We start from the raw sequence: 24,626 nt of genomic DNA, 5'->3' as shown, positions 1-24,626 counted from the left end.
CCCAAAGTGCCACACTCACGGTCTTCTCACAGGACAGGGCCGCCTGTAAGGAACTAGGATAGGGTGACGCGGTCTTGCCGCCGCACGACGCATGGTCGAGAGGTGGGATGCAACGGTTCGTTTGCGAGCAAAATATCGTTCATTTCGAGCGGCTGCTCCAGGAAGCGACCGATCCGACGGTCCAGAACACCGTGCGGGGACTATTGGCATCGGCGAAGCGCGAATTGGCGCTGCTGAACTCCGCGGCCTCAGGCGCCGACACAACGCCGTTTGAACAGCGCCGGCGGCAGCACGGTGACGCCGACACGATCCGGCGGCAATTCCAGGGCGAATTCGATGCCTCGCCGCATCCTTATATGCTGCTGGACCCGGGGCCGGGCCTCGTCATCGTCGACATCAACGACGCCTATGCCGCGGCGACCTTGACCGGCCGGGCCGACATCGTCGGCCGGTCGCTGTTTGAGATATTCCCTGACAATCCCAACGATCCGCTCGCCGATGGCGTCAGCAATCTCTACGGCAGCCTGAGGATCGTCAGCGAAACGGGGCAGGCGCACGCCATGGCGATCCAGCGCTACGACATCCGGGATCCCGGCGGGGTCTTCGTCGAGCGCCATTGGCAGCCGATCAACTCGCCGATCCACGACGCGGCGGGCCATCTGGTTTACCTGCTGCACCACGTCGAGGACGTTACGGCTCAGGTCGCGGTGCGGGCGTAAACGACCCGTCAGCCGCGACGCTCGCCCAGCAGCTTGCCGCTGGCCCGGTCGATCAAATGCAGCCGCGTGCAGGCCGGACAGGACACCGACTCATGCGTGCGGTCGGTCGGCTCGTCGCCGAGCCGATGCTGCACGTTCATACCGGTCTGCGGGCATTTGAAGACGATCTGGCGGTCCATGACCGATGATATGACGACAAGGTGCGCCTTCCGAAATTACGGATGTTTACGTAGGTCGTTGGGGGCGCCTCCTCACGGCAGGGTCAGGAACTCCACCCAGTTCGGCTTCTTGCCGGTGGGGTAGGATTTCAGCTTGGCCAGCGCGCCGCTGCTCTGGTCGATCGCATAGACCGTCATGCTGTCGGAGAGCTCGCCGACCGCGGCGAGGTAGCGGCCGGAGGGATCGATGTGGAAGCCGCGCGGCTGCTTCTCGGTCGGCACGCTGCCGATCGTGGTCAGCTTGCCGCTTGATCCGTCGATCTTGTAGGCGGTGAGCGTGCTGGTGGTGCGCTCGGAGGCGTAGAGGAAGCGGCCGTCCGGGGTGATGTGGATGTCGGCGGCCCACGGTTTGCCGGAAAAGCCCTCGGGCAGCGCGGTGGTGCGCTGGATCTCGTCCCATGCGCCGCTCTTGGCTTCATAGCTGAATGCCGCGACGTCGCCATTCAGCTCGTGCAGGAGATAGACGAACTTGCCGCCCGGGTGGAACACGAAGTGCCGCGGCCCCGATTTCTCCGGCACCTTGTGGGCCGGCAGATCGCTCGGCGTCAACGTGCCGGTCGTGGCATCGAACGCGAAGGCCAGCACCTGGTCGGAGCCGAGATTGGTCGCGAACACGAAGCGGTTGTCGGGCGAGGGCAGGAAAGCGTGCGCGTTCAGCCCGGTCGGGATCACCTGCTTCGGCTCGCCGGCGACGCCGTTGGCGTTCAATGGATTCAGCGCGACCTTGTTGCCGCCATAGGAGGCGCTGAACAGGAACTTGCCGCTGCGGTCGACGGCGATGTTGGCCATGCTGTCGGCCAGCGGTCCGTTGCCGATCGGGCTGAGCTGACCGTTCCGGGGATCGATCGCAAAGCTTACGGCGAAGTATGGCTGCGAGCGGACACCGGCGATCAGCACGCGATGGTCGGGCGTGATCGCGAGCGGCGTCGAGGAGCCGGGCTTGTCGACGCCCTTGAAGGCGGCCGTCTGCACCGGAATCATCTCGCCGCTCTCGGTCATCTTGAACACGCTGATGTCGTTGCTGTCGGCGTTGCCGACATAGGCGAAGGTTTCGGCCATGCCGGCTTGGACTCCAGAAACGAGAGTGAGGACAGCGAACAGGGTGGTGACGATCGCAGCGCGTGGCGTCCTGGATGCGATGCACCGGGTCGAACTCAACATAGGCTCCTCCTGAAGGCCGCGTCGCGGCATTATCGTTTTGCCCATGAGGATAGCGGGCTGCGCATCGCCGCACCAAATTCGAATTGAGATTGATCGATGCCGAAATCGTATCGGTCGCCGCAGACGGCTACCGCACCGCCGCCGTGCGCGAGGGCAGATGCGTGCCGGACGGATGCGCCGGCGGTCCGAGCACGGTCCAGACGCCGACTGCAACCAGCGCGGATGTCAGGATGGTCCAGGCAATGAGCCGTTTCCGCATCTGGTCGAATCCGCCTGCGTGATGAAAGTTCGGGCACTCCCGATCGTGCGCTGCAAACCGCGGCAATCCTATGAACTCGTTCACAGCCCGAAATTGGCCGGCGCGATGCGAACCAAAGCCGCGCCAGCGCATTGAACCGGCATGCCCCGCGAAAACGATCTCGAAGGCAAGCCCGACATGGGTGGCAAGCATGGCGGTCAGGCCGGCCTCCCCAAGTCGCCGCCGCGTCCGCGCGACGGCGAGCGCGATGAGGACGTCGTGGCAAAGCGCCACACCGGCCAAACCGATCATGCGCCCCCGCCGACCAAATCAAAATAGTTCGCAGGTCGCGCCGCAATTGGAGGCTGGCTCGTGTTTTGGATCTATTGGGACACCGCCTGGTCGCTGATCATCAGCGGCATCTGGGTCGCCACCATTGTCAGCCACCCCGATGCGGAGTTCGTCGAAGTGCAGGCCGCCAGACGGTCGATGTGAACCGCCACATCTGTCGGAGCGTTGTCTGCCCGATCGCGGCTTCGCCTCACCGGTGAAGTTCGCGGTCCGAGGTCCGGTCTGGATTCGCCTCCGTTTCCGGGCCTCGTCCTGCCCGCCGCTCCGGATCACTGCATCGCGGCCGGGCAGAAGAGCGCTGCTCGCGAGGGACGTTCGGACCTCGCTGACGCAAGTCCTGCCGACCAGCGCGTCAAGCCGCCGCCTGCGCCGCCAAGAGCTGCTTCAGCTTCGCCGCCGGGACCGCCGGGCTGAACAGCCAACCCTGCATCTGGCTGCAGCCGAGCTGGCGCAACACTTCGCGCTGAGCCTCGGTCTCGACGCCTTCGGCGGTCGTCGCCATGTGGCGGGCGGCGGCCATGTGCACCACGGCCTGCACGATCGGCGAGGAATCCTCGGGTTCGCCGATGTCGCTGATGAAGCTGCGGTCGATCTTGATCTTGTCGAATGGGAAGCGGTGCAGATAGCTCAGCGACGAATAGCCGGTGCCGAAATCGTCGAGGGCGATGCGCACCCCGAGCTCGCGCAGCTGCTGCAGGATCGTCAGCGCCTCCTCGTCGTCCCGGATCAGGACCGTCTCGGTGATCTCGAGCTCGAGCCGTCCGGGCGCGAGGCCTGATTCGGCGAGGGCCGCGGCGACCTTCAGCGCCAGCGTCCGCGAGCGGAACTGCACCGGCGAGACGTTGACTGCGATGTGAATCTGGCCGGGCCAGGAGGCGGCCTCAACGCAGGCCTGCCTCAAGACCCATTCACCGATCTCGCCGATCAGCCCGGTGTCTTCCGCCACCGGAATGAAGTCCGCCGGCGAAATCATGCCGCGCTCCGGATGGCGCCAGCGCAACAGCGCCTCGCAGCCGGTCACGACATTGGCGGCGAGATCGACCAGCGGCTGGTAGTGCACCTCGAACTCGCCGCGGAAGAGCGCCTGACGCAGGTCGAGCTCGAGCTGCCGGCGCTGCTTCGCCTTGGCGTCGTATTCGGGCGCGAAAACACGCCAGGTGCGGCGTCCCTCCGACTTCGCTGCATACATCGCAAGATCGGCGCGCTTGAGCAGGTCGTCGAGATTGTCGCCGTGGTCGGGCGCGATGGCGATGCCGATGCTGGCGTCGGTCGGGATCTCCTGGCCCTTGCAATCCACCGGCGCGCGCAACGCCTTGAGGATGTTCTCTGCCAGCGCCGTCAGCTCGGCCTGGTCGCTGGTGCCGGCCTTGATGATGGCGAATTCGTCGCCGCCCAGCCGTGCGACCATGTCGTTGCCGCTGACGCAGGCGCGCAGGCGGTTGGCGACCTGGCGGAGCAGCTCGTCACCGACCTCGTGTCCGTGTGAATCGTTGACGCCCTTGAACTCGTCGACGTCGATATAAAGGATGGCGAACGGCTTGTCCTCGCTGAGCGCGGCAATGCGCCGCTCCAGATGCCCGCGCATCAAGACGCGGTTGGGCAGGTCGGTCAAGGCGTCGTAATGCGCCATATGGGCGATGCGCTCGTCGGCGCGGATGCGGGCAGTGACATCCTCGTGGGTCGCGAGCCAGCCACCGGCGGCGGCTGGCTGGTTCTTGACCTCGATCAGACGGCCGTCCGCGGTCTCCACGATGGCGGTCTGGGTACGCCCGACATTGCTCAGGATGTCCTCGCAATAGGACGCCACGTCGCCATGGAACGAGCCGGTATCATGGCGATGCTGGATCACGTCGCGGAACGAGGCGCCGGGCTTCACCACATCAGCGGACAGGCCGTACATCTCGATGTAGCGCCGGTTGCAGACGATCAGCCGCTCGTCCTGGTCGAACATCAAGAGCCCTTGCGTCATCGTGTTCATCGCGGTGTCGAGCCGCTGCTTCTCGAGCGAGAGCTGGTACGTCACCTGGCGGAAGATCAGGAACAGCGTGAGCACCAGGAGGCTGATCGATAGCACGGCGATGGTGACGAAGAATTTCGTTTGCGTGCGCCAGGTCGCGAGCGTCGCGTCCAGCGACTTGGTCGCGACCACGACCAGCGGCTCGCCGGCGAGCAGGCGCGAGGCCACGATGCGGTCCTTGCCGTCGATCGGGCTTGCGAGCTGCGTGGAGACGAAGCTGCGCTCGAACACCGCCATCTGCTCCGGCGTGCCCTTGCGAAAGTTCTGCCCGATCATCGCATCGACACGCGGAATGCGCGCGAGCAATTGTCCGTTCTGGTGGTGCATGGCGATCGAGGATTCCTCGCCGAGCCCGCTCGAGGCGAAGAAGGATTCGAGCTGCTCGGGCGCGATCGCGCGCGAGACCAGCCCGAGGAATTCGCCGTGCGGGCCGGAGACGCGCCGCGCGAACACGATCGCCGGTCCGTTGCCGAGCCGGCCGGGCACGACCTCCACCTCCTCCTGCGCGGCCGGATCGTTCTCGAGGCGGTTGAAATAGCCGCGGTCGGCGATCGAGATGTCGGCGACCGGCCATTGCCGCGACGAGTTGATCAGCATGCCCCTGGAATCGAACACATTGGCGCCGGCGACGTCTGTCCAGCCGCTGGCTTTCGCGCGCAGCACCTCGTGCTCGGCCAGCGTGCCCATCTCACTGCGGAACATCTCGGCGGATTCGATGCCGCGGCTCTCGAGCTCGGCGATGATGCTCTTCTGGAGCACCGCAAAATCCTCGAACTCGCGGTCGAAATGCCGGGCCAGCAGGCGCACGGAGTTTTCAAGGCTGTCGCGGCCGCTCTCGATCGCATTCTGCCGGAAGCGGTCGACGGTGAGCGCGGTGCCGACGGCCGTCGCGGCCATCAGCACGAAGCCGCCGACGATCAGCCACGTCAACGGCGCCCCGCGCCAACGGCGGAGCAACGCGCGGTGTCGCGCGGTCCATCGGATCGATGCGCCCATCCAGCCCTCCCTGGGATGCAAGATGCGGCAAAACCGACAAGACCCGGTTACCAGTGAAGGTTAGGGAAAGATGAATCGGAACGGAATAAGGAGATTGGTTTCCCAACCCAAGTCGTTAGGCGGACTGACGCTTCCTCAACGTCATGGCCGGGCTTGTCCCGGCCAACCACGTCTCTCTCTCCGCGCTGCAAAGAACGTGGATGCCCGGGACAAGCCCGGGCATGACGATCTCGTGCAGGCAGTGAAATCTCACCGCCTGATCTCCCATTTTAGCGCTTCCGCGTTGCCCTTGGCGAACATCTTGGGCACGTCGAAGGTCCCGGTCTTGAGGTCGTAGCGGCACTGCCAGTTGGCGAGACCCTTCGCCGCGACATTCTTCGGATGCTTGTCCATTTCGCCCGACAGCGAGATCAGGAGATAGCGGTTGTCGGGCCAGTCGACGCCGAGCCAGCGATAGGCATCCTCGGTGCCTTGCATCAGATTGGCCGAGATGTGGTAGTCGAGCTTCATGTTCCCAGTGTCGGGGCGGCTGTGGAAATAGGCCCAGGCGAGGTCGCTGAGCGACTTCTTCGTCGCGTTCACGAAGGCGCCGTTCTCGAAATGATAGAGAAACAGATCCTGCTCGCCCGAGCCGGTCTTCTGCATCCGCACCAGCCATTGCGAGTCGCTGGTGAAGCGGAAGCCGGCGCCATAGCCTTGTTCCGGCTTCAGCTCCGTCATCTGGTCGCCGCGTCGCGCCCAGACCTGCCATTTGACGCCGAAAAGATCTTCGCTGTCCTTCATGTACTGCTCGAGCTTGGTGGCGCCGTCGGGCGAGGTGAAGGCGAGGTCGGCGTTGTCGGTGAGGACGAAGCCCGGCGGCGGGCCGGAGGCCGCCAGTGCGGGGGAAGCGGCGAGCGTCAGGGCAAGCGCCAGCCATTGGGCAGTGCGAAAAGATGGGGTCATCGGAAATCCAAAAATATCGCCGCGGCGCGGCCTCGCTGATTTGACGCCGAAGGGGCGGCGCCGGTTCATCCGCGGTGCCTTGGAACGATCGGCGATCATCCCTTCGACCGACTTGCTGCCGCAGCCAAATCGGCGCACCTTGCCGGCCTCGGTTGATTTGCCATCCAAGGTTTTTTCCGATGATCACCGCATCCAAGGCCTTCATTGCTCTTTGCCTACTGGCGCTGGTCGGTACGGCGCTGGTGATCGGCCCGACCGAGCTGCGCCGCCTGCTGCCGGACGGAACCAAGACCGCAATCGCCGCCAAGCCGGAGGCCAAAGTCGAGGCCAAGGCCGACCTCAAGGCCGACCTCAAGCCCGAGCCGAAACCCGAAGAGCCGAAACCGGACCAGCCAAAGCTGGCCGCCGGCGCGCCGCCGACGCCTGCGCCTGAACCGGCGCCGGCGGTGGTCCCGGCGCCCGAGCCCAAGCCCGAGCCCAAGGCAGCCACGCTGGCCGAGACCCAGAAGCAGGCCGCGGCGCTGCCCGAGCTCGCGCCGGTCAAGCCGCCGCCGGCAGTCGCGGACACCGGCCCCCGTTTCGACGTGGCCCGCGTCGGCGATCACGGCGAGGCGGCGGTGATCGCGGGCCAGGCCGCGCCGGGTGCCAAGGTCGAGCTGCTGCGCGACGGCAAGCCGCTCGATACGGTGATTGCGGACGCCTCGGGCCAGTTCGTGATGACCCCGCCGCAGCTTCCCGCCGGCTCCTATGAATTGACGCTGCGGGCGAAGGCGCCGGACGGCACGGTCACGCAGTCCAACCGGACCATGCCGGTGACCATCGCCGAGACGCCGCCGCCGCCCGCGCGCCCGGCCCCGGTCGCAAAGCAGGAGATCAGGCCGGAGCCGAAGCAGGCCGAGAAGGTCGATGACAAATCGGACGTCGTGGCCGCCCTGCCGTCGGCCTCGCCGCGTCTGGCGTCGGTGCCCGACAGGCAAGCCGCCCGGAAACCCAAGGTCATGGCGCGGGCACCCGCCGCCACGACCATTGCATCGGCCTCGCCGGCCGACGCGCTTCACGCCGCACCGGCGGAAGCCGGCGGCAGCCGGGTGATCTCCCGCGGCGACAGCCTGTGGGCGCTCAGCCGGCTCGCCTACGGCGACGGCGCCCGCTACGCCGTCATCTTCAACGCCAACCGCAACAAGATCCACAATCCCAATCTGATCTATCCCGGCCAGACTTTTGTGATGCCGCAAAAAGCGGAGTGAGGGGGCGGTCTTTCCGCTCCCTTTCCCCGCCTGCGCAGGACGATCTCTTACGAGTTCGTCCGCGACGCTTTGCCCTGTGTCCCCCGGGAACAATTGGTTCCCTCGCGCGTCATGTTCCTGCGACGCAGTGCGCGCTTGGGAGGAGGCCGAATTGGTCAAGTCGGCGGTCATGTCGGGACGCATGGGACTGGCGCTGACCGGCGCGACCCTGCTGATTGCGGCCGTGCTGCTGCCTGGGAGAGCCGAGGCCCAATTCGGATTGCGCGGCGGTCCGCTTGGCGTTGCGCGTTTCGCCGTCGGCCACGTGATCGGCATGTCGCGCCTGCGCCATTCCCGCATGGCGGTGCGGGGCGGCCACTACCGCTCCGCTGCCTTGAGGTCGCAAGATCCTCGTCAAGACCCGCGCGGCGCCGAGCGCGGCCAGCCTGCCAATCCTTACGTCCTACGCGCGGCGCTCACGGCGCAAGCTGCGCTTTCGGGCTGGCAGGGCGGCCGCCGTCCGCAAGGCTGGTGGCGTCATCCCGACGGCAGCTATGGCTGGGTCGGCCCGGTGTTCTGGCCGTTCGCGCATGACGATCTCACCAATGCCGTGATCTTCGGCGATGCGACCAGCCTCTCGCTCTATGGTTATGGCGATATCTATGCCGCGATCTTCGCGCCCTATGCGGCGACCGAGCTCGCGGCCTACACGGCAACGCAAGGCCGCCGCGGACGACGCGTCCCGACCGCGGAGAGCCTCTGCGAGGCCAGCGACACCGGCGGCCTGCCCGTCGACCGCATCAACGCGGCCGTCGCACCCAACGGATTGCAGCGTGCAGCGCTCGACGAGCTCGCATCCGCCTGGACCAGTGCGCGCGACACCATTCGCGCGGTCTGCCCGGCGCAGGCGCCCACCACGGCCGCCGAGCGCCTCGGCCTGATGCGCGAGCGCGTTGAGGCCATGATCAAGGCCATCGACGCGGTCGCGCCGCCGCTTTCGAAGTTCACGAGCCTGCTCGACGACGATCAGAAGGCCCGGCTCAATGCCCTCGCCAATGAGCGCCGCGCCGCGCTCGCCTCGATGCAGCGCAAGGATTCGAGCAAGGACGCGCAGGCGGCCGCCGTCTGCAGCGCCGACAGCGATCCCCGCTATGACGAAAAGCTGCAGCGTCAATACGAGCAGCTGGTGCAGCAGCAATGGCCCGCGGGCGACATCGCCACGACGCTCCGCCTCGACGAGGTCGCCCGCGCCCGCTTCGAAGTGCTTGAGGACACCACCTTGCGCACCATGCAGACGCTCAGCGCCTGCCCCGCAGAGGCCGCCGCGACGCCACAAGCGCGCCTCACCGCCGCAAAGGCGCGGCTGCAGACGATGCTTGCCGCCGTGAACGGCGTCGCTGACGCGCTCGACGATTTCGAGGCGGACTTGAGCGACGAGCAGAAGGCGGGGTTCGAGGCGATCGGGCCGAAGCGGGGGGCGTGATCACCCGCACGCCCAGTCGAACTTCATCTCCTTGACACAACCGTGGTCGCGGGCATGGTGGACCGGACGCTCCCCCTTGCAACTCATTGATCCTGCAGACCCCGTCTACTGTGCATGGGGTTGTTTTTCAGTTTTTTGCTGGGCCGCTCACCCGCGCCGACGCACGGCCGACGCATCCACCACGTTCTCCACCTCCTCGCGCCAGCTCAAGATCTCCATCGCCAGCACAGGGTGATTGAACCCCTTGAGCTGGAGATCGTCGAGCGGCTGCGCTTCCACCCATGGCTCGACCATGCCGTAGACGCGGCGGCTGACCACGATCTGGTTGGGCTTGGCCTCGCCGCACAGGCGCGAGGCGAGATTGGTGACGCTGCCGATCGCGGCATATTCCAGCCGCTGCTCGAAGCCGACCTGGCCGAGCGTGGCATAGCCGAGCGCGATGCCGATGCCGAACCCCAGACTATGCCCGCGGTTGCGCCAGCGCTCGGTCAAGGGGCCGATGGTGTCGCGCATCTCCACCGCCATCTTCACGGCGCGCCTGGTGTGGTCCTCGAACTGGATCGGCGCGTTGAACAGGATCATCACGCCGTCGCCGGCATATTTGTCGAGCGTGCCCTCGTATTTGAAGATCAGCTCGCCGAGCGCTTTGTGATATTCGCGCAGCACGTTCATCGCTTCTTCCGGCTCGGTCGCTTCCGTGAACGCGGTGAAGCCGCGCAGGTCGCAGAACACCACCGTCACCTCGCGGCGCTGGCTGGTGAGCAGTCCTTCGGAGCTGTCGGAGGAGGCGATCAGCTGTGCGACCTGCGGTGCCAGGAAGCGCTCGAGCTTGCGGATGCGCTCGATCTCGCCGAGCTGGGTCTTGACCCGCTCCTCCAGCGACTTGTTCCAGTCCTTGAGCTGCTCGGTCTGCATCCGCAGCTTGTCGGCCTGGGCGCGCACGGTCTCGTTCGCGGCCTCCAGCTCGCGGCCCTTGTGATCGACCTCGGTGAACAGGCGCGCATTGCGCATCGCCAGCACCGCCTGGTTGGCGAAGGTGCGCATCAGGCCGATGATGCTGGGAGCGAACTCGCCACCGGCGCGGCGCAGCACCACCAGCGAGCCGAGCGTGCCCTGCTGATCGACCAGCGGCACCACCAGCACCGAGTGGAAGCCGGCCGCGAGGGCGGCCTCGCGCAGCGGCTGCTCGGCGGCCTGATCGAGATCGGCAAACGCGATCGGCTCGCAGCTCTTGGCGGCATCGCTCAGGATGTTCTCGCCTTCGTCGATGGTGACATGGGCGCCGTCGGCGGATTTGCCGATGCCGCCGGCCTCGACCAGGTTGAAGCGGCGCCGTCCGGCGTCGAAGCCGTAGATCAGCACCGCATCGGCATGGGTGATCTCGATCGCGCGCGCGGCGATGGTCGGCAGCACGGCGTTGAGATCGAGCGAGGCGGCGAGCGCGCGGCCGACTTCCTCCAGCACCTTCAGCTCGTTGATCGACTGCGCCAGATCGCGGGTGCGCTCCTCGACTTTGGTCTCCAGATTCGAATAGGTCTCCTGGATCTGATCGGCCATGCGGTTGAACTGACTGGCGAGGTCTTCCAGCTCGTCCGAGGTGTGGACGTCGATGCGATGGCTGAAATCGCCCTCGCCGAGCTTGTGCGCGCCGTCGCGCAGCGCCGTGATCGGGATGATCATGCGGCGGGCGAGCAGCGTGCCGGCGAGGATCGCGACCATCAGGCCCATGCCGATCAGCAGCGCGATACGCACCAGCTGGTCGCGGATCGGCATCAGGGCCTGCGCGGCCGGCTGTTCGAACAGCACGCTCCAGCCGAGCTTCGGCACCGTGCTCGCGGCGCTCATCACCGAATGGCCGTTGAAGTCGGTGCCCGAACTATCGGTCTCGTGGCCGGGCGCGATCGCGGCCGCAACCTGCGGCAGCTTCGACAAATCCTTGCCGACCTCGGGCCCCTTCGACGACGTCGCCAGCACGCGGCCGCGCGGATCGACCACATAGGCAAACGCCGCTTTGCCGACCTGGGTGTCGGACAGGAAGTCGGAGAGAAAGCTGAGATCGATCTCGGCCACGGTGACGCCGGCATTGAAGCCGGAATGCGCCACCGAGATCGACATCAAGGGCGTGCCGTCGGCGAACCAGGCCGGCGCATAGCTGATGCCGCGGGCGACGGTCTCGGTGAAGCGTGCGTCGCGGGAGAGGTCGGCATTGCTGCCGGTCGTGGTCGACTGGCGCGAGACCCGCAGCACCTCGCGGCCGTCGCCGTTGAGCTGGAACAGCTGGTTGACGACCGCGACCTGGTGCAGCAGCGACGCATAATCGGCACGGCGCTTCTCGAGAGTGTCCTGGCTCGCCCGCGTCACCCAGCTGATCTGGCGATCGAGCTCCGAGATCGACTGCTCGATGTGTCGGGCAGCGCTTTGCGCCTTGTCCTCCAGGCCGTCGGTCAGCTGCGTCCTTGTGGCGCGGTAGGAGATCCAGGTCTCCATCGCGCCGTTGACGGCGAGCACGAACACGACGAGGCCGACGAGGGAGACGACGTATTTGGCGAACAGGCCCTCGCGCAGAAACCGTGTCTTGTCGTCCGCTCCTGCCATCCCGATCCTCTCGCGCCGCCATCGACGCCGGCGCTACGGGCCGTCAGCCCATGCGGGGCCGTTCTATCACAATTTGGGCCAAAGGACCGCCGCGCGGCCGGGGACCGGCCGGCGTGGTTACCCCCTGTGGATGCCGGGGCGGATCGAAGCATGGTGAATTGCCGCAGGCCTCATCCGTTCGGAGGAAGCCGGGGGCAGGGAGGCTGGGTTAAGGGATTGCCGTGGAGTCCAGCCCGCCAATCACCGGTTAAACAGTTGCCGCAGCACGTCGTTCATGGGCTGACTGTCCTGCTGGGCGGCCGGCGGGTCGTCCAGAGCCGGGGCCGCGGGCGAAGCCTGCGGTGCCGGTGTGGAGGATGGTGCCGGCAGGCTGCGGCTGCGGCCACTGCCTGGCGCGGTGCCAGTGCTGCTTCCCGCGCCACTGGACAAGCCCTGCTGAATCAAATTGCCGATCGCCTCCCCCAGCGGGCCGCCGAGCAGATTGTTCTGGCCCGGCTGCGGGGCTTGCGGATTGGCGTTGCCGGCCGCATTGCCGCTGCCCGGCGCATTGGCTCCGCCGAGACCAAGATTACTGCCAAGGCTGCCCAGAATATTGCCGAGCCCGGCGCCGTCAGGACCGAACAGGCCCTTGCCCATCTCGCGCAGCCTGGCATAGGCGGCGTCCGGATTGTCCAGCATGCCGGCCATATCAGGGTAGATCCGCGGCTGCGACCAGGAGCCCTGGATCATCACGGGAATGCCGAAGCCGATCGGTTCATTGGCGCGGCCCTGACCTTCGGTCGTCATCACCAGCTTCGGCTCGACGCGAAAACCCATCATCTTGGTGTCGAGCGCGATGGTGCCGGCGCCGGTGACGCGCACCAGCGGCCCGATCAGATTGAGATCGGTCGTCACGGCCTGACCCTTGTCGATGCGGAACGAGGCCGAGAGCTGCGACAGGTCCGTGCTTTGCTCCTGACCGGCACCCTGGTTGTCCTGCCAGCCGGACAGCGTGCTCGTCGTCAGCGAGCGGATCATCTGCGCGACGTTGATGCCGCGGATGGCGCCGTCCTGGAAATTGGCGAAGGCCGTGCCCTGCATGTTCGCCATCAGTGCGCGCTGGCTGGTGCCGGCGCTGCGCAGAGCGAGCTTGGCCTGCAGCCTGCCGTCGATGCGGTCGAATTCGGCAAGGCTCTGAAGCATCGGCAGCGCCCGCACGCCGACGAGATCGGAGTGCATGGCAAAGCTCGGTGCGCCGGTGGTCGCATCCAGGATCACCTCGCCCGAGACCTGGCCGCCATAGGCACCGAGATTGGCGGTGCCGGCCTTGAGCACGCCGCCCGCGAGCTTTGCATCGAGCGCCAGCGGCGTGATGCGCGCATCGCCGATCACCGCCTCGTTCGCGGAGATCCGCAACTGCGCATCGACATAATTGAGCCCGGAGACGTCGATCGGCGCATTGCTCCAGGGCTGCCCGGGTGCATCCTGCGGCGATTTCGCCAGCGGGATCGCCAGTCGCTGGAAGTCGAGATCGACCTTGACCAGTGGCTTGCTCGCGATGTCGACCGAGGCCCAGCCGTTGAACGCGCCGTCGCCGAGCTTGCCGTTGACGCCGTTGATCATCACGACGTCGCCGCTCAGCCGCATCTCGGCATGACCGGTGAGTTGCGACTTGAGGACGTCGGGCATGTCGATGGCGAAATCCACCGGGATCGTCGGCCGGTCGGCCGGCGGCGCCGGCGCGGTCGCCTTGATGTCGAACTTGGTCGGGTGGTCGCCGACGCGCGCGGTGCCGGTGACATCGACCTTGCGGTCGCGGCCAACCATCGCGTCGGCGTTGATGGCGCTGATGCGGCCCTCGACACGATCACGCATGCGGGAGAATGCGACTTCGCCGTCGGTGACCTTGACGCGGTCGATGGACGCGCCGCCCGTATCGAGCGGGAGCGGCTTCGAGGCTCCCGCATTCGGCAGGCGCTCGCGCAGCAGCGGCTGGTAGAGCACGGGGTGGGTGACGATGAGCTCGCTGATCTCGGGGCGGCCCGACCACAGGCTGGAGAGCGACATGTCGGCTTGCACGCTGTCGACCGTCAGGCGCGTGATGCCGCTGCGATCTCGGGGGTCGGCGAGCGTGAGATCGTTCAGGGTGACGTTCAGCGTCGGCCACAGGCTGATCTTCGTGGTGCCGTCGATCGACAGCCGGTAGCCGGTCGCGCTCTCGACGCGCGAGGCGATCGTCGTGGTCAGGAAACCGGATGGGATCCCGACCACCAGCAGGGTTGCGATCAGGATGATGACGGCGGCCAAAGCCACGCCGGCGAATTTCACTGCTCTCATGTCGACTTTCCAACGGCGGACAATCGGCGTCGCATCCCGCCGGCTGCCCGCCCTTCACGCCCGAGTTTATCCCCGGACAGGAAGCGGCTCCAAGCGGGTAAAAATAGTCAGGGGGTGCTGCAAAGTTATGTGACTTATGACACACTTCTCCGACGCGGTTTTACGCGATCCTGACGGTGATGGTTCCAAGCGATTTGCCGAGACAACTGACAAGACGACGACCAGGATGTTCACAAGGACATTGAAATGAGCAAGCAGGCCGAATTTGCGGTCATTCTGAAGATGAACGCAATGTTCGCGGATCTCGGTGCAGACGAGCTCCAGCGACTGTCCAATCTCTGTCACACCCAACATCTGGGGAATGGCGAGTTGCTGTTCCAAAAAGGTGATCCCGGGGACGCGCTGTTCGGCGTGCGCCGCGGCCAGGTCCGCATCGAGACCGGCGCCTCCGACGGCAGCCGGCTGACGCTGAACTTCATGGGCCCGGGCGACCTGTTCGGCGAGGTCGCGGTGCTGGACGGCCAGAATCGCACCGCGGATGCGACCGCGGGCGAGGCCAGCGAATTGTTCGTGCTGCGGCGCGAAGATTTTCTCAGCTTCCTCGAACGCGAGCCGAAGGTCGCGATCAAGATCATCGCGCTGCTGTGCCAGCGCATCCGCTGGCAGAGCGAGCGGATGGAAGAATCCATGCTGCAGCCGCTGCCGGTGCGGCTGGCGCGGCGGCTCTGCGCACTCGCCGCCGATTTCGGCTCCGAGGTGCATATCTCGCAAGAGCAGCTCGGCGTGTTCGTCGGCGCCGCCCGCGAAAGCGTCAACCGTCAGCTCCAGGCCTGGCGCAAGGAGGCGATCCTCGATCTGCAGCGCGGCCGCATCCTGCTGCGGAACATGACCAGGCTGACGGCGATCGCGCGGAACGAGTGAAGTCGCTAGCTCCGTACCTCGTAGCGAAGAACGTCTTCCGCGATGTCAGGCTCATGGGCGGCGTATCGTGCAGGCACGTCCGGCGCTTCTGGCATCGCGATTACTCCGCCGCCGGATGCACGATGGTCTTCGGCGCTGGTCCCGCTTCCGCCGGCGCAGCTCCACGATGGCGGGCGACCTCGGCGTCCTCGCTGTGCACGATCAGTCGCTTGGCGAAGCGCCAGATCAGGGCGCCGAAATCGTCCATCACCATGAACATCGCGGGCACGAACACCAGCGACAGGATGGTCGAGAAGATCAGGCCGCCGATCACCGCGAGCGCCATCGGCGAGCGGAACTCGCCGCCGGCGCCGACCGCGAGCGCGCTCGGCATCATGCCCGCGGCCATCGCGATCGTGGTCATCACGATCGGGCGGGCGCGCTTCATGCCGGCGTCGATCATGGCCTCGTCGCGCGGCTTGCCGGCGTGAATGGCTTCGATCGCGAACTCCACCAGCATGATCGCGTTCTTGGTGACGATGCCCATCAGCATCAAGATGCCGATCCACACCGGTGTGGTGAGCTGCTTGCCGGTGAGGAGCAGGGCCGCGATGGCGCCGCCGATCGAGAGCGGCAGCGAGAACAGGATGGTGATCGGCTGCAGGAAGGTGCCGAACAGCAGCACCAGCACGGCGTAGACCATCATCAGGCCGGCCGTGATCGCGGTGGCGAAGCCGTCGGACAGTTCGTTCAAGCTCTCGGCGTCGCCGGAGGGCGAGACCTTCACGCCCTTCGGCCGGCTCTTCATCACCGGCAGGTCGTAGATCTTCTTGGTGGCATCGCCCAGCGCGGCCGAACCGACGAGGTCGGCGGCGACGGTCGCCTGCCGCTCGCGGTCGTAGCGGTTGATGCTGGTCGGACCCTGGTCGAGCTTGACGTCGGCGATGACCGAGAGCGGCACGCCGCCCTTCTCGCCGTGCTCGCCGAGCGGCACGCGCAATTGTTCCAGCGTCTTCAGATTGCCGCGGGCGGCATCCTCGAGCTGCACGCGGATCGGCACCAATCGATCGCCGACGTCGAATTTGGCGAGCGCGGGCCCGACATCGCCGATGGTGGCGACGCGGATGGTCTGCGACAGGCTTTCGGTCGAGACGCCGAGCCGCGCGGCGAGATCCGCGCGCGGTTCGACGCGCAGCTCGGGCCGCTCCAGCGTGGTTTCCGAGATCACGTTGGAGATGGTCGGAATCCGCTTCATCTGCGTCGCGAGCTCACTCGCGAAATTGTTGACGATGTTGGCGTCGACGCCGGTCACGACCAGCGAGATCGCGCGCAGGCCGTTCTCGTCGAGGAACCAGAAGCGAATGTCGGGAATGTTCTCCAGTTCCTGGCTGATCGAGAACTCGAGCTCGCGCTGGGTGATGTCGCGGGCATTCTTGGGCGTGTAATTGATGATCAGGGACGCGCGCCGCACTTCCTGCGTGCCCGGCGGGACGCGCCCGCCGTCGACGAAGATGCTCTTCACCTCGGGTCGTTTGCGCAGGCGCGCAACGATGTCCTCGGTGACCTTTTCAGTGTAGGCGAGCTGGGTGCCCGGCGGCAGCTCGAGGGCGAGCAGCGAGCGCGCGCTGTCCTGCGCCGGCAGGAATCCCTGCGGCAGCAGCGTGATGCTCCAGATCGAGGCGGCGAAGATGCCGAAGCCGATCAGCACCGTGATGAAATAGTGCTTCACCGACCAGGCTACGATGCCGTGATAGGACCGCAAGATGCGTCCGGGCGGCGGCTCCTCGTGATGGCCGTGCTTGAGGAAGTAGGCGGCGAGCACCGGCGTGACGAAGCGCGCGGCGAGCAGCGAGAAGAACACCTGCACCGAGACGGTGATGCCGAATTGCTTGAAGAACTGTCCGGCGATGCCCGACATGAAGCTTGCGGGCGCGAAGATCGCGATGATGGTCAGCGAGATCGCGATCACCGCGAGGCCGATCTCGTCGGCGGCCTCGAGCGCGGCGCGATAGGGCGATTTGCCCATGTTCATGTGCCGAACGATGTTCTCGATCTCGACGATGGCGTCGTCGACCAAGATACCCGTCGACAGCGTGATGGCGAGGAAGCTGACGAGGTTGAGCGAGAAGCCGAGCAGATCCATCGCCCAGAACGCCGGGAAAATCGACAGCGGCAGCGAGATCGCGGCAATGATGGTGGCGCGCAGGTCCCGCAGGAACAGCAGCACGATGACGACGGCGAGGATGGCGCCCTCGAACAGGGTCGAGATCGCCGCGTGGTAATTGCCGTTGGTGTATTCGACCGAGGTGTCGATCACCTTCAGGTCGACGTCGGGATAGGCGGCCTTGAGCGCGTCGATGCGCTTCTGGACGGCCTCGGCCACCTTCACGTCGCTGGCGCCCTTGGAGCGCTTGATGCCGAGCGCGACGATCGGCTCGCCGTTGAAGCGGGCGAAGGTGCGGCGGTCGGCGATGGTGTCGGTGACGGTGCCGAGATCGTCGAGCCGGACCTCGCCGCCGCCGAACAGCGGGATCATGGTGCCGGCAAGGTCGCCCAGCGTCTTGGCGCCCGCGAGCGTGCGGATCGCCTGGTCGTTCTTGCCGATCTCGGCGCGGCCGCCGGCGACGTCGACATTGGTGCCGCGCAGGCTCTGGCTGACATTGACGGCGGTCAGGCCCATGGCCTGCAAACGGTCCGGGTCGAGCGAGACCAGGATCTCGCGCTCGACACCGCCGATGCGTTCGACCTGGGCAACGCCGCGCACGCCTTGCAGCGCGCGCTTGACCACGTCGTCGACGAAATAGGAGAGCTGCTCCGGCGTCTTGCCGGGCGAGATTGCGGCATAGGTGACGATCGGCAGGCCGATCACGTCGACGCGCTGGATCAGCGGCTCGGTGACGTTCTGCGGCAGGTTGGAGCGCACGCGCGTCACCGCGTCCTTGACGTCGTTCAGGGCGCGGTCGGTGTTGGTCTCCAGCGCAAACTGGATCGTGGTGACCGACACGCCGTCGGTGATTGAGGAGGTGATGTGCCGCACGCCCTCGACGCCGGAGACGGCGTCCTCGACCGTCTTGGTGACCTGGGATTCGAGCTCGGCGGGTGCCGCGCCGAATTGCGAGACCACGACCGAGATCACGGGAATGTCGGCCGACGGCAGCCGGGTCACTGCGAGCTTGGTGAAGGAGACCCAGCCGAGGATCAGCAGAATGATCGAGAAGACGACCGACGGCAGCGGATGACGGATCGACCAAGCAGAGATATTGAGAGCCATCAGCGTACCCGCGTGCGATCGAGTTCATCGGCGAACATGGTCTTGATCTGGTCGCCGTCATGGAGCGAAGAGCCGGCATCGGCGACGACGATTTCGCCGACCTCGAGCCCTTCCAGGATTTCCGTCGCGCTGTCGGACGACAGTCCGACCCGCACCTTACGCGTCTCGATCGTGTTGCCCTTGACGACCTGAATGGTGAGATGGTCGATCGCGGTCTTGGGGATCGAGACGCCGCAGCTTCGCTTGGCGTCGATCGAGGCGCGCGCGAACACGCCGACCTTCAGCGAGGGATTGTTGGTGACGCTGATGCGGACGCGGCCGAGCTGCGTGGCGCGGTCGATCTCGGGCGCGACCAGCCGGACCCGGCCGATCAAATCGGGCGCGTCATCGCGGCTGATGCGCACGGTGGCGCCGGAATTGAGCTTGGGCATGTGCACCGCCGGGACCTGAGCATCGAGCTCGATCTCGTTGTTGACCGCGATGCGGAACATCGGACCGGCCTGCGGCGAGGCCGGCGCGCCGACGATGGTGCGGACTTCGGTGACGAGGCCCGGCGCAGGTGCCTTCAGCGAAATCGGACCTTGCGGGCCCGGTCGCTGCGGCTGGCCCGGGATCTGCGGCGGCGCGGTCAGGCGCGCCAGCTCCTGGTTGTCGGCGACGACCGCGCCCTCGGCGACCAGGAGGTCGGTGACCTTGGAGCCTTCCTGGTCGGCGATGACCACGGCCTCGCGACGCGGCACGAAGAAGCCCGTCACGCGCACGAGGTCGGAGAAGCAGGCATTGGTCGACTTCGTCACGATGACGAGCGCCTCGCTTTGCGTCTCCTTCGGCTCGGGGCGCTTGCGATGCTCGAACAGATAATAGCCGACGCCAAGTGCGACCACGAACAGCACGGTTCCGGCAGGCTTGAGATATTCGGAGAGATTCATCGCCGGATCATCCTGGCCTGGCTCACGGCCGTCCGCGCGAGGCCCATGAAACGCGTTTCCCTGAAACAAAGCGGCGTCCCGCAAGGCTGCGGGACGCGCTTTAGGAGCGAGACTTTACACCACATCACGACTGGTCATTTCAAAGGATTACGTCGTGCTCACTTCGCTGCGGTGGTCTTGTTTTCCATATTGACGACCTGCACGCGGCGGTTGACCTCCGCCATCGGCTGGCTCGGATTCTTCAGCTTGCTCTTGCCGTAACCGACGGTGACGAGGTCGGTCGCGGAGATGCTGTACTTGTCGACGAGGTAGCGCTTGATCGCGTCCGCGCGACGTTCCGACAGGTCCTGATTGTAGGCTTCGCCGCCGGCGGCGTCGGTATGACCGGCAACCACGAAGGTGGAGCCCTTCAGGTCGGGGCTGGTCAGCGCCCGACCGAGCGCCTGCACGGATGGCATCGACCTGGCGCTGATATTGGCGGAATTGTAGTCGAACGTGATTTCGAGATCGATGTTCGGCTTGTCCTTGGCGACTGACGCGATCTCCTCGCGCTCGGTCGACGACAGCGAACGCGTCGAGCGGCCGCGCACCGACTGGATCAGCTTGGTCTCCGTCGCGTTCGGCGCGGGATCGGCCTGCGGGGCGATCGAGAGGCCGCGGGTCAGAGGCTTCTTCGGCGCCGGTGCCAGTGCGCGGACGATGTCGTCCTCGGTGACGTTCTTGCTGTTGCCGTCGTCGCCGGCGAATGCGGGCGAGGCCGGCAGCGACAGGACGGCGCCAAGAGTGATGATGGACAGGATCGCGGTCAGTCCCTTTGCAGCCAATCTCATAGCCAGTCCCTCCTGCGCAGTCAGCTCGCGCGCTTCCAAATTCCAGCAACGGGCCTCGGAAAAGACCTGTTGCGGCATCCGCCCATTAGTCTTCCTTGGGCTGTTCAAGGTTCGAGGCTTCGACCGCCTCAACCCAAAAAATACTAGCGCACTCCGTAGCTTGCGAATTCCTGAACGATGTTCGGATCCATCGCCTTGGCGTTGGCGATATCGAGCGCGCCTTCCTGCGTGGAGCCGTTGCGCTGCTTGGCGAGGCCGCGTCCGTAGAGCGAGGAGGTCAGGCGCGGGTTGATCTTCAGGGCCGCATCGAAATCGGCGATGGCGTTCTTGACCGCGCCCGACTTGAGGTTGACGAGCCCGCGGCTGTCCAGCGCGTCGACGAAGTTCGGCCGCAGCCGCAGCGCCTCGTTGCAATCCTTCAATGCGCCCTGGAGGTCGCCGACCACGGTGCGGGTCCAGCAACGGTTGTTCAGCGCCTCGACATCCTTGGCGTTGATCCGGAGCGTGTCGTCGAAATCCTTGATGGCGAGGTTGTAGGCGCCTTTGCTGGCATAGACCTGGCCGCGCCGGTACAGCGCATTCACGTCATCCGGATTGGCCGCAATCTTGGAGGTCAGGCTCTTGATCGTGGGATCGTCGGCCAGGGCCGCTGCACTCGGCCCGCTGTCCGTGCTCGGTGCCGGAGCGGTATCGATCGGTTTCACCGGCGCGGGCGGTGGCGGCAATGCAGCCTCGACCTGCGGCTTCGGCGTGGGGGCCGGCGCGGGCGCAGGTGGAGGCGCAGGCGCCGCGGCGGTGTCGACCGGCTTCGGCGGCGGAGGCGGTGTCGGTGGCGCGGGCGGTGCCGGAGGCGGGTTGTTGGCGACGACCGGCGGCGGCGCGGGAGGCGCAGGCGACGTCGCCGGTGCCGGACGCGATCCGCCGGCTCCCGGGCTGAACGAGAAATCTTCGGCCAATGAAGAGGATATCCACGGCACCTGCTCGCCGCGCGAAGCCCTTGTCACGCCCATCTTGGTGCGGTTCAGCGTCTCCTCGGCCATCAGGTCGGGGACGCGGATTTCCTTCAGAAGCTCCTGGACGAACAGGCTGTGATCGCCGCCGGCGTCCGAGACCACCGAGGCCAGCGCCGCTGAATACACCACCAAGGTGCCGTTCGGCGCGATGACCGGAGTCAGGCCGGCCGAGAAGCTGCGGAACCGGCGCTCGAACGGATTGCGCCTGCTCGCGTCGATCAGTGCGATCTTGACGCCGGCGCCGCGGGTGTTGAGCTCGCCGAGGACGGTCTCGAGGCTGAAACCGTCGCGGCGCACGTCGGATTCCGTCCAGATCTGCGCATCGATCGGCAGCATGTAGCTCTGGCGCGCCGACTGGATGCCGAAGCCGCTGAAGAACACCAGCGCCACCGATCCCGGCTTGATCTTGCCGTAGAGCTTGTCGAAGGCGCGGCGCATGCCGTCGCCGGTCAGGTTCTCGCCGATCTCGACCGCAAAGCCGTCGCGCTTGAGCTCGTCGGCAACGTCACGCGCATCGTTGATCGGTTCCTTCAGCGGGGCATCCGCATCCGGATATTTGGCATTGCCGATGACCAGCGCAACCCGGTCACCGGCCGCAAGCGAGGGGGCAGTCGGGACGAGCGAGAGGAGCAAGGGCAGAAGAAGAAAGAAGCGAATTTTCATAATCAGCGCGGTCCAGCCAAAAAGGCGCCGTTCCAGCTTGCGCCGCGGCGACCTTAACTTACGCGTCCCGCATTATCAAACCGGGGACGGGGGGCGTCAACCGCTTGGAGATACGGCGTTATCGCGACGATTGACCGCAACGCCTGGGCGCGCCGCAAGAGGAATAAGCAGGTTGTCATGGCTGTGCTCGACGCGATCCGGCTCGATCCTATCGGCGGTACGTTAGGGCAAATACGGCGACGAAAATGTGATGGGTCTCACATTGAAGCGCCGCCTCTGCCGCCCCGCGCGCTGTTTGACCTTTGCGGCGGACAATGGCTTGTTGCACAGGATCGTCCCGGAAGGTCCACTCAGAAAAGCAAAGCAAAAACCATGGGAAACGCCTACGAGATCTACGCCCTGCGCTATGCGACGATGTCGCCGCGTACTCCCAGCATGAACTTCCTGGCTCCCGATCCGCATGACAGCGCGGCGCAGGACCTCGACTATTTCGTCTGGTTGATTCGCGGGGGCGGCCGCGACATTCTGGTCGACACCGGCTTCAATGCCGAGGAGGCCAGCGCGCGGGCACGCAAGCTGGCGCTCAATCCGGTCGATGCGCTGGAGCGTTTTGGCGTCGCGGCGCCCGCCATTCGCGACGTCGTCGTGACGCATCTGCACTACGACCATGCCGGCAATCTCGATCGTTTCCCGAATGCGCGCTTCCATCTCCAGGAGCGCGAGATGGCCTACGCCACGGGGCGCTGCATGTGCAACGGCCTGTTGCGTCATCCGTTCTCGGTCGAACACGTCACGCAGATGGTGCGCCATGTCTATGGCGAGCGCGTCAATTTCTATTCGGGCGACGGCGAGATCGCGCCCGGCGTCACCGTGCACCGTGTCGGCGGCCATTCCGACGGCTTGCAGGTGGTCAAGGTCGAAACCGCGCGTGGCCCGGTGGTGCTGGCGTCCGATGCCGCGCATTACTACGCCAATCTGCAGCGCCGGAGCCCGTTCCCGATCGTCTACAATATCGGCGACATGGCGGCAGGTTGGGAGACGATCGAGCGCCTCGCCGGTCATCCTGACCGATTCATCCCCGGCCACGATCCGATCGTGACGGAGATCTATCCGCGTGCCAGCGACAAGGTCGACGCCTTCGCGCTGCATCTGCCGCCATCACGGTCGTTCGCGAAATAGCGTAAGCGGACCCTCATGCTGAGGAGCGCGCTCTTGCGCGCGTCTCGAAGGATGAAGGCCGGGATGTCGCACCAGGGCCTTCATGGTTCTTGCGGAGACGCGAAGCTTCGATTGCAAGACGGCGCCTGCGCACCTCTCCGGTCAACTCGGGCGCGTGCTTATAAATCCCAGATGCCGGCTTTCGAAGGGCGAGCCGACGGGGGACCGTCGTCGCCCCGACCGCCGCTTTCGACCCCTTGCGGAAGTCGGGCTACCAGAATCACTGCGGTGCACAACATCCCGATCGTCGGCGGCAGAGGTAAGGTTAGCTTCCCAAGGAGGCGTCCCATGATGAGATCGCTTTGATCTCTGTCAATAATTGCGAGCGGATTTCATGCGATGTTTTAAGCCATCTCGGGTGCGACTATGACGACTGTCCGTGATATCCTAGGAGATAAGGGCCATCGGGTATGGTCTGTCCGTCCCGGCGACAAAGTCTACGACGCAATTAGGATGATGGCCGACAAAGACGTCGGCTCGTTGGTCGTGCTGGACGGCAGCAAAATAGTCGGCATCGTCACGGAACGCCACTACGCTCGCAACGTGTTCTTGAAGGGGCGTGCGTCGCCACAGACGCGAGTCGACGACATCATGGAACGCACCGTCGTATGCGTTGGGCCCGACCAATCAATCGAGGAATGCATGGCGCTCATGACCACGAAGCGCCTGCGTCATCTGCCGGTGACCGAAAATGGCGCGCTGCTCGGCATCGTTTCGATTGGTGACCTGGTCAAGAGCATCATCAGTGATCGGGAATTCGTGATCGAGCAGTTGGAGCACTACATCAGCGGCAGTGCGCGATGATCTTCGGCTGAATCCTCAAAACTCTTCAGGGAGTGAGGATTATGCATATGTATGAAACGACGACTGGGATCCGTCGCAAAGATCCAGGCTACACGGGTTTATTCGCCATCATATGCCTGTTCGCATCGATGTGCTTGGCGTGGGCAATGATGAGAACAAGTCTTGTGAAACAAGCCTTGAAATGATGAATTCGCCACCTGTAACAACCGGAACTTCGAACGCATCGGTCAACACCGCCGCGAAGCCCTGAGCACCGAGATCGCCAGCCAAAGAGCGTCTAGCGTCAAAGCAATTCCACTGTCTGGGTGATACGTCACGGGTTGTCGCGTCGCTTGTATGGGAGTGCCAATCGTGACCCATATTCCTTCAGATTCTGCAGAATGGTTGCCTGTCTCAATGCCGCCACCTGACGGACAAGACCTCGAAGTCTGTGTGATAGACTACGATGAAATCATTGTTCCGCTACCGTACCCGTGCCGCAGACTCGGGGCCGACTTGGTCGATGTTTCCAACAGAACGCGCATCGACATTCAGCCGACCCATTGGCGCAAATGGACTGAGCATCACGCTAAGGGCGTTTGAGGCTCGTCTTGTCGGAACAGCAGACGCGCCGTGAATCGTTGCTGCCGCGCGCTGACGAAGTGATCAATAAGTCTAGTCCGAATCTGGCCCTTAGCTGAATAAAGTTGGGCCGATTTGGATGTCTGCCATTGGCAGTAGACCTGACGGGGGC

Annotated in this window: 19 protein-coding genes; 8 read left to right on the top strand and 11 right to left on the bottom strand. The window is 65.4% G+C overall.

Annotated elements, in window-relative coordinates; all coding sequences use genetic code 11:
* Positions 1–107 precede the first annotated feature (107 nt).
* Positions 108–719, top strand: a complete 612-nt coding sequence (locus UNPA324_RS32920) for a PAS domain-containing protein (RefSeq protein WP_141938186.1) — start codon at positions 108–110, stop codon at positions 717–719.
* Between the two features lie 8 nt (positions 720–727).
* Here UNPA324_RS32920 and UNPA324_RS35480 read toward each other — a convergent pair whose 3' ends face one another.
* The 3 genes from UNPA324_RS35480 to UNPA324_RS36025 all read right to left on the bottom strand — a co-directional run bounded on the left by UNPA324_RS35480 (position 728) and on the right by UNPA324_RS36025 (position 2,357).
* Complete coding sequence (locus UNPA324_RS35480) at positions 728–898, bottom strand: hypothetical protein (protein ID WP_164936310.1); 171 nt, start codon at positions 896–898, stop codon at positions 728–730.
* Positions 899–970: 72 nt separating this feature from the next.
* Positions 971–2,098 (bottom strand): lactonase family protein, encoded by a 1,128-nt coding sequence (locus UNPA324_RS32915; RefSeq protein ID WP_141938184.1) that lies wholly within the window; start codon positions 2,096–2,098, stop codon positions 971–973.
* 127 nt (positions 2,099–2,225) lie between these two features.
* On the bottom strand, positions 2,226–2,357 hold the full coding sequence (locus UNPA324_RS36025) for a hypothetical protein (protein ID WP_283810290.1): 132 nt from the start codon (positions 2,355–2,357) through the stop codon (positions 2,226–2,228).
* Positions 2,358–2,498: 141 nt separating this feature from the next.
* On the opposite strand from UNPA324_RS36025, the gene UNPA324_RS35475 reads away from it, so the two are divergent.
* Both UNPA324_RS35475 and UNPA324_RS36020 read left to right on the top strand, forming a co-directional pair.
* Positions 2,499–2,675: a hypothetical protein gene (locus tag UNPA324_RS35475; protein WP_181769706.1), complete on the top strand. Its 177-nt coding sequence runs from the start codon at positions 2,499–2,501 to the stop codon at positions 2,673–2,675.
* Between the two features lie 33 nt (positions 2,676–2,708).
* Positions 2,709–2,831 (top strand): hypothetical protein, encoded by a 123-nt coding sequence (locus UNPA324_RS36020; protein WP_283810289.1) that lies wholly within the window; start codon positions 2,709–2,711, stop codon positions 2,829–2,831.
* A 208-nt stretch (positions 2,832–3,039) separates the two neighbouring features.
* Here the strand turns inward: UNPA324_RS36020 and UNPA324_RS32905 are convergent, their stop codons facing one another.
* Together UNPA324_RS32905 and UNPA324_RS35470 are read right to left on the bottom strand one after the other, a co-directional pair.
* Positions 3,040–5,700 (bottom strand): bifunctional diguanylate cyclase/phosphodiesterase, encoded by a 2,661-nt coding sequence (locus UNPA324_RS32905; RefSeq protein ID WP_141938182.1) that lies wholly within the window; start codon positions 5,698–5,700, stop codon positions 3,040–3,042.
* 249 nt (positions 5,701–5,949) lie between these two features.
* Positions 5,950–6,645: a hypothetical protein gene (locus UNPA324_RS35470; RefSeq protein WP_164936331.1), complete on the bottom strand. Its 696-nt coding sequence runs from the start codon at positions 6,643–6,645 to the stop codon at positions 5,950–5,952.
* 179 nt (positions 6,646–6,824) lie between these two features.
* On the opposite strand from UNPA324_RS35470, the gene UNPA324_RS32895 reads away from it, so the two are divergent.
* Positions 6,825–7,892: a LysM peptidoglycan-binding domain-containing protein gene (locus UNPA324_RS32895; RefSeq protein WP_141938180.1), complete on the top strand. Its 1,068-nt coding sequence runs from the start codon at positions 6,825–6,827 to the stop codon at positions 7,890–7,892.
* Positions 7,893–8,061: 169 nt separating this feature from the next.
* Positions 8,062–9,354 carry a Spy/CpxP family protein refolding chaperone gene (locus UNPA324_RS32890; protein WP_141939156.1) on the top strand — a complete coding sequence of 431 codons (1,293 nt, stop codon included), beginning with the start codon at positions 8,062–8,064 and terminating at the stop codon, positions 9,352–9,354.
* A 147-nt stretch (positions 9,355–9,501) separates the two neighbouring features.
* On the opposite strand, the gene UNPA324_RS32885 is transcribed toward UNPA324_RS32890, so the two are convergent.
* Both UNPA324_RS32885 and UNPA324_RS32880 read right to left on the bottom strand, forming a co-directional pair.
* On the bottom strand, positions 9,502–11,949 hold the full coding sequence (locus UNPA324_RS32885) for an adenylate/guanylate cyclase domain-containing protein (RefSeq protein WP_141938178.1): 2,448 nt from the start codon (positions 11,947–11,949) through the stop codon (positions 9,502–9,504).
* A 240-nt stretch (positions 11,950–12,189) separates the two neighbouring features.
* On the bottom strand, positions 12,190–14,265 hold the full coding sequence (locus UNPA324_RS32880; protein ID WP_141938176.1) for an AsmA family protein: 2,076 nt from the start codon (positions 14,263–14,265) through the stop codon (positions 12,190–12,192).
* Between the two features lie 246 nt (positions 14,266–14,511).
* On the opposite strand from UNPA324_RS32880, the gene UNPA324_RS32875 reads away from it, so the two are divergent.
* Positions 14,512–15,186 carry a Crp/Fnr family transcriptional regulator gene (locus tag UNPA324_RS32875; protein WP_141938174.1) on the top strand — a complete coding sequence of 225 codons (675 nt, stop codon included), beginning with the start codon at positions 14,512–14,514 and terminating at the stop codon, positions 15,184–15,186.
* Positions 15,187–15,286: 100 nt separating this feature from the next.
* On the opposite strand, the gene UNPA324_RS32870 is transcribed toward UNPA324_RS32875, so the two are convergent.
* The 4 genes from UNPA324_RS32870 to UNPA324_RS32855 all read right to left on the bottom strand — a co-directional run bounded on the left by UNPA324_RS32870 (position 15,287) and on the right by UNPA324_RS32855 (position 21,871).
* Positions 15,287–18,436: an efflux RND transporter permease subunit gene (locus UNPA324_RS32870; RefSeq protein ID WP_128919886.1), complete on the bottom strand. Its 3,150-nt coding sequence runs from the start codon at positions 18,434–18,436 to the stop codon at positions 15,287–15,289.
* Positions 18,436–19,365 (bottom strand): efflux RND transporter periplasmic adaptor subunit, encoded by a 930-nt coding sequence (locus tag UNPA324_RS32865; RefSeq protein ID WP_128919885.1) that lies wholly within the window; start codon positions 19,363–19,365, stop codon positions 18,436–18,438. Before UNPA324_RS32865 ends, UNPA324_RS32870 begins: the two co-directional genes overlap by 1 nt.
* Before the next feature lie 158 nt (positions 19,366–19,523).
* Positions 19,524–20,195 (bottom strand): OmpA family protein, encoded by a 672-nt coding sequence (locus UNPA324_RS32860; protein WP_128919884.1) that lies wholly within the window; start codon positions 20,193–20,195, stop codon positions 19,524–19,526.
* 143 nt (positions 20,196–20,338) lie between these two features.
* On the bottom strand, positions 20,339–21,871 hold the full coding sequence (locus UNPA324_RS32855; protein WP_141938172.1) for a caspase family protein: 1,533 nt from the start codon (positions 21,869–21,871) through the stop codon (positions 20,339–20,341).
* Positions 21,872–22,243: 372 nt separating this feature from the next.
* Here UNPA324_RS32855 and UNPA324_RS32850 point away from each other — a divergent pair, with 372 nt between their 5' ends.
* Positions 22,244–23,050, top strand: a complete 807-nt coding sequence (locus tag UNPA324_RS32850; protein ID WP_141938170.1) for an N-acyl homoserine lactonase family protein — start codon at positions 22,244–22,246, stop codon at positions 23,048–23,050.
* 405 nt (positions 23,051–23,455) lie between these two features.
* A complete protein-coding gene (locus UNPA324_RS32845; RefSeq protein ID WP_128917930.1) occupies positions 23,456–23,893 on the top strand; it encodes a CBS domain-containing protein in 438 nt (145 codons plus the stop codon).
* The last annotated feature ends 733 nt before the right edge of the window (positions 23,894–24,626 follow it).

This window comes from Bradyrhizobium sp. UNPA324 (assembly GCF_006658635.1).
Taxonomy (GTDB): Bacteria; Pseudomonadota; Alphaproteobacteria; order Rhizobiales; family Xanthobacteraceae; genus Bradyrhizobium; species Bradyrhizobium nanningense.
This window is presented reverse-complemented; position numbering and strand designations above follow the sequence as displayed.

Coding starts and splice junctions, on each gene's coding strand:
- UNPA324_RS32895 (WP_141938180.1), top strand. CDS start 6,825: ATGATCACCGCATCCAAGGCCTTCATTGCTCTTTGCCTACTGGCGCTG.
- UNPA324_RS32845 (WP_128917930.1), top strand. CDS start 23,456: ATGACGACTGTCCGTGATATCCTAGGAGATAAGGGCCATCGGGTATGG.
- UNPA324_RS32865 (WP_128919885.1), bottom strand. CDS start 19,365: ATGAATCTCTCCGAATATCTCAAGCCTGCCGGAACCGTGCTGTTCGTG.
- UNPA324_RS32885 (WP_141938178.1), bottom strand. CDS start 11,949: ATGGCAGGAGCGGACGACAAGACACGGTTTCTGCGCGAGGGCCTGTTC.
- UNPA324_RS35475 (WP_181769706.1), top strand. CDS start 2,499: ATGCCCCGCGAAAACGATCTCGAAGGCAAGCCCGACATGGGTGGCAAG.
- UNPA324_RS32850 (WP_141938170.1), top strand. CDS start 22,244: ATGGGAAACGCCTACGAGATCTACGCCCTGCGCTATGCGACGATGTCG.
- UNPA324_RS32880 (WP_141938176.1), bottom strand. CDS start 14,265: ATGAGAGCAGTGAAATTCGCCGGCGTGGCTTTGGCCGCCGTCATCATC.
- UNPA324_RS32870 (WP_128919886.1), bottom strand. CDS start 18,436: ATGGCTCTCAATATCTCTGCTTGGTCGATCCGTCATCCGCTGCCGTCG.
- UNPA324_RS32915 (WP_141938184.1), bottom strand. CDS start 2,098: ATGTTGAGTTCGACCCGGTGCATCGCATCCAGGACGCCACGCGCTGCG.
- UNPA324_RS35480 (WP_164936310.1), bottom strand. CDS start 898: ATGGACCGCCAGATCGTCTTCAAATGCCCGCAGACCGGTATGAACGTG.
- UNPA324_RS32920 (WP_141938186.1), top strand. CDS start 108: ATGCAACGGTTCGTTTGCGAGCAAAATATCGTTCATTTCGAGCGGCTG.
- UNPA324_RS32855 (WP_141938172.1), bottom strand. CDS start 21,871: ATGAAAATTCGCTTCTTTCTTCTTCTGCCCTTGCTCCTCTCGCTCGTC.
- UNPA324_RS32875 (WP_141938174.1), top strand. CDS start 14,512: ATGAGCAAGCAGGCCGAATTTGCGGTCATTCTGAAGATGAACGCAATG.
- UNPA324_RS32890 (WP_141939156.1), top strand. CDS start 8,062: ATGTCGGGACGCATGGGACTGGCGCTGACCGGCGCGACCCTGCTGATT.
- UNPA324_RS36025 (WP_283810290.1), bottom strand. CDS start 2,357: ATGCGGAAACGGCTCATTGCCTGGACCATCCTGACATCCGCGCTGGTT.
- UNPA324_RS35470 (WP_164936331.1), bottom strand. CDS start 6,645: ATGACCCCATCTTTTCGCACTGCCCAATGGCTGGCGCTTGCCCTGACG.
- UNPA324_RS32860 (WP_128919884.1), bottom strand. CDS start 20,195: ATGAGATTGGCTGCAAAGGGACTGACCGCGATCCTGTCCATCATCACT.
- UNPA324_RS32905 (WP_141938182.1), bottom strand. CDS start 5,700: ATGGGCGCATCGATCCGATGGACCGCGCGACACCGCGCGTTGCTCCGC.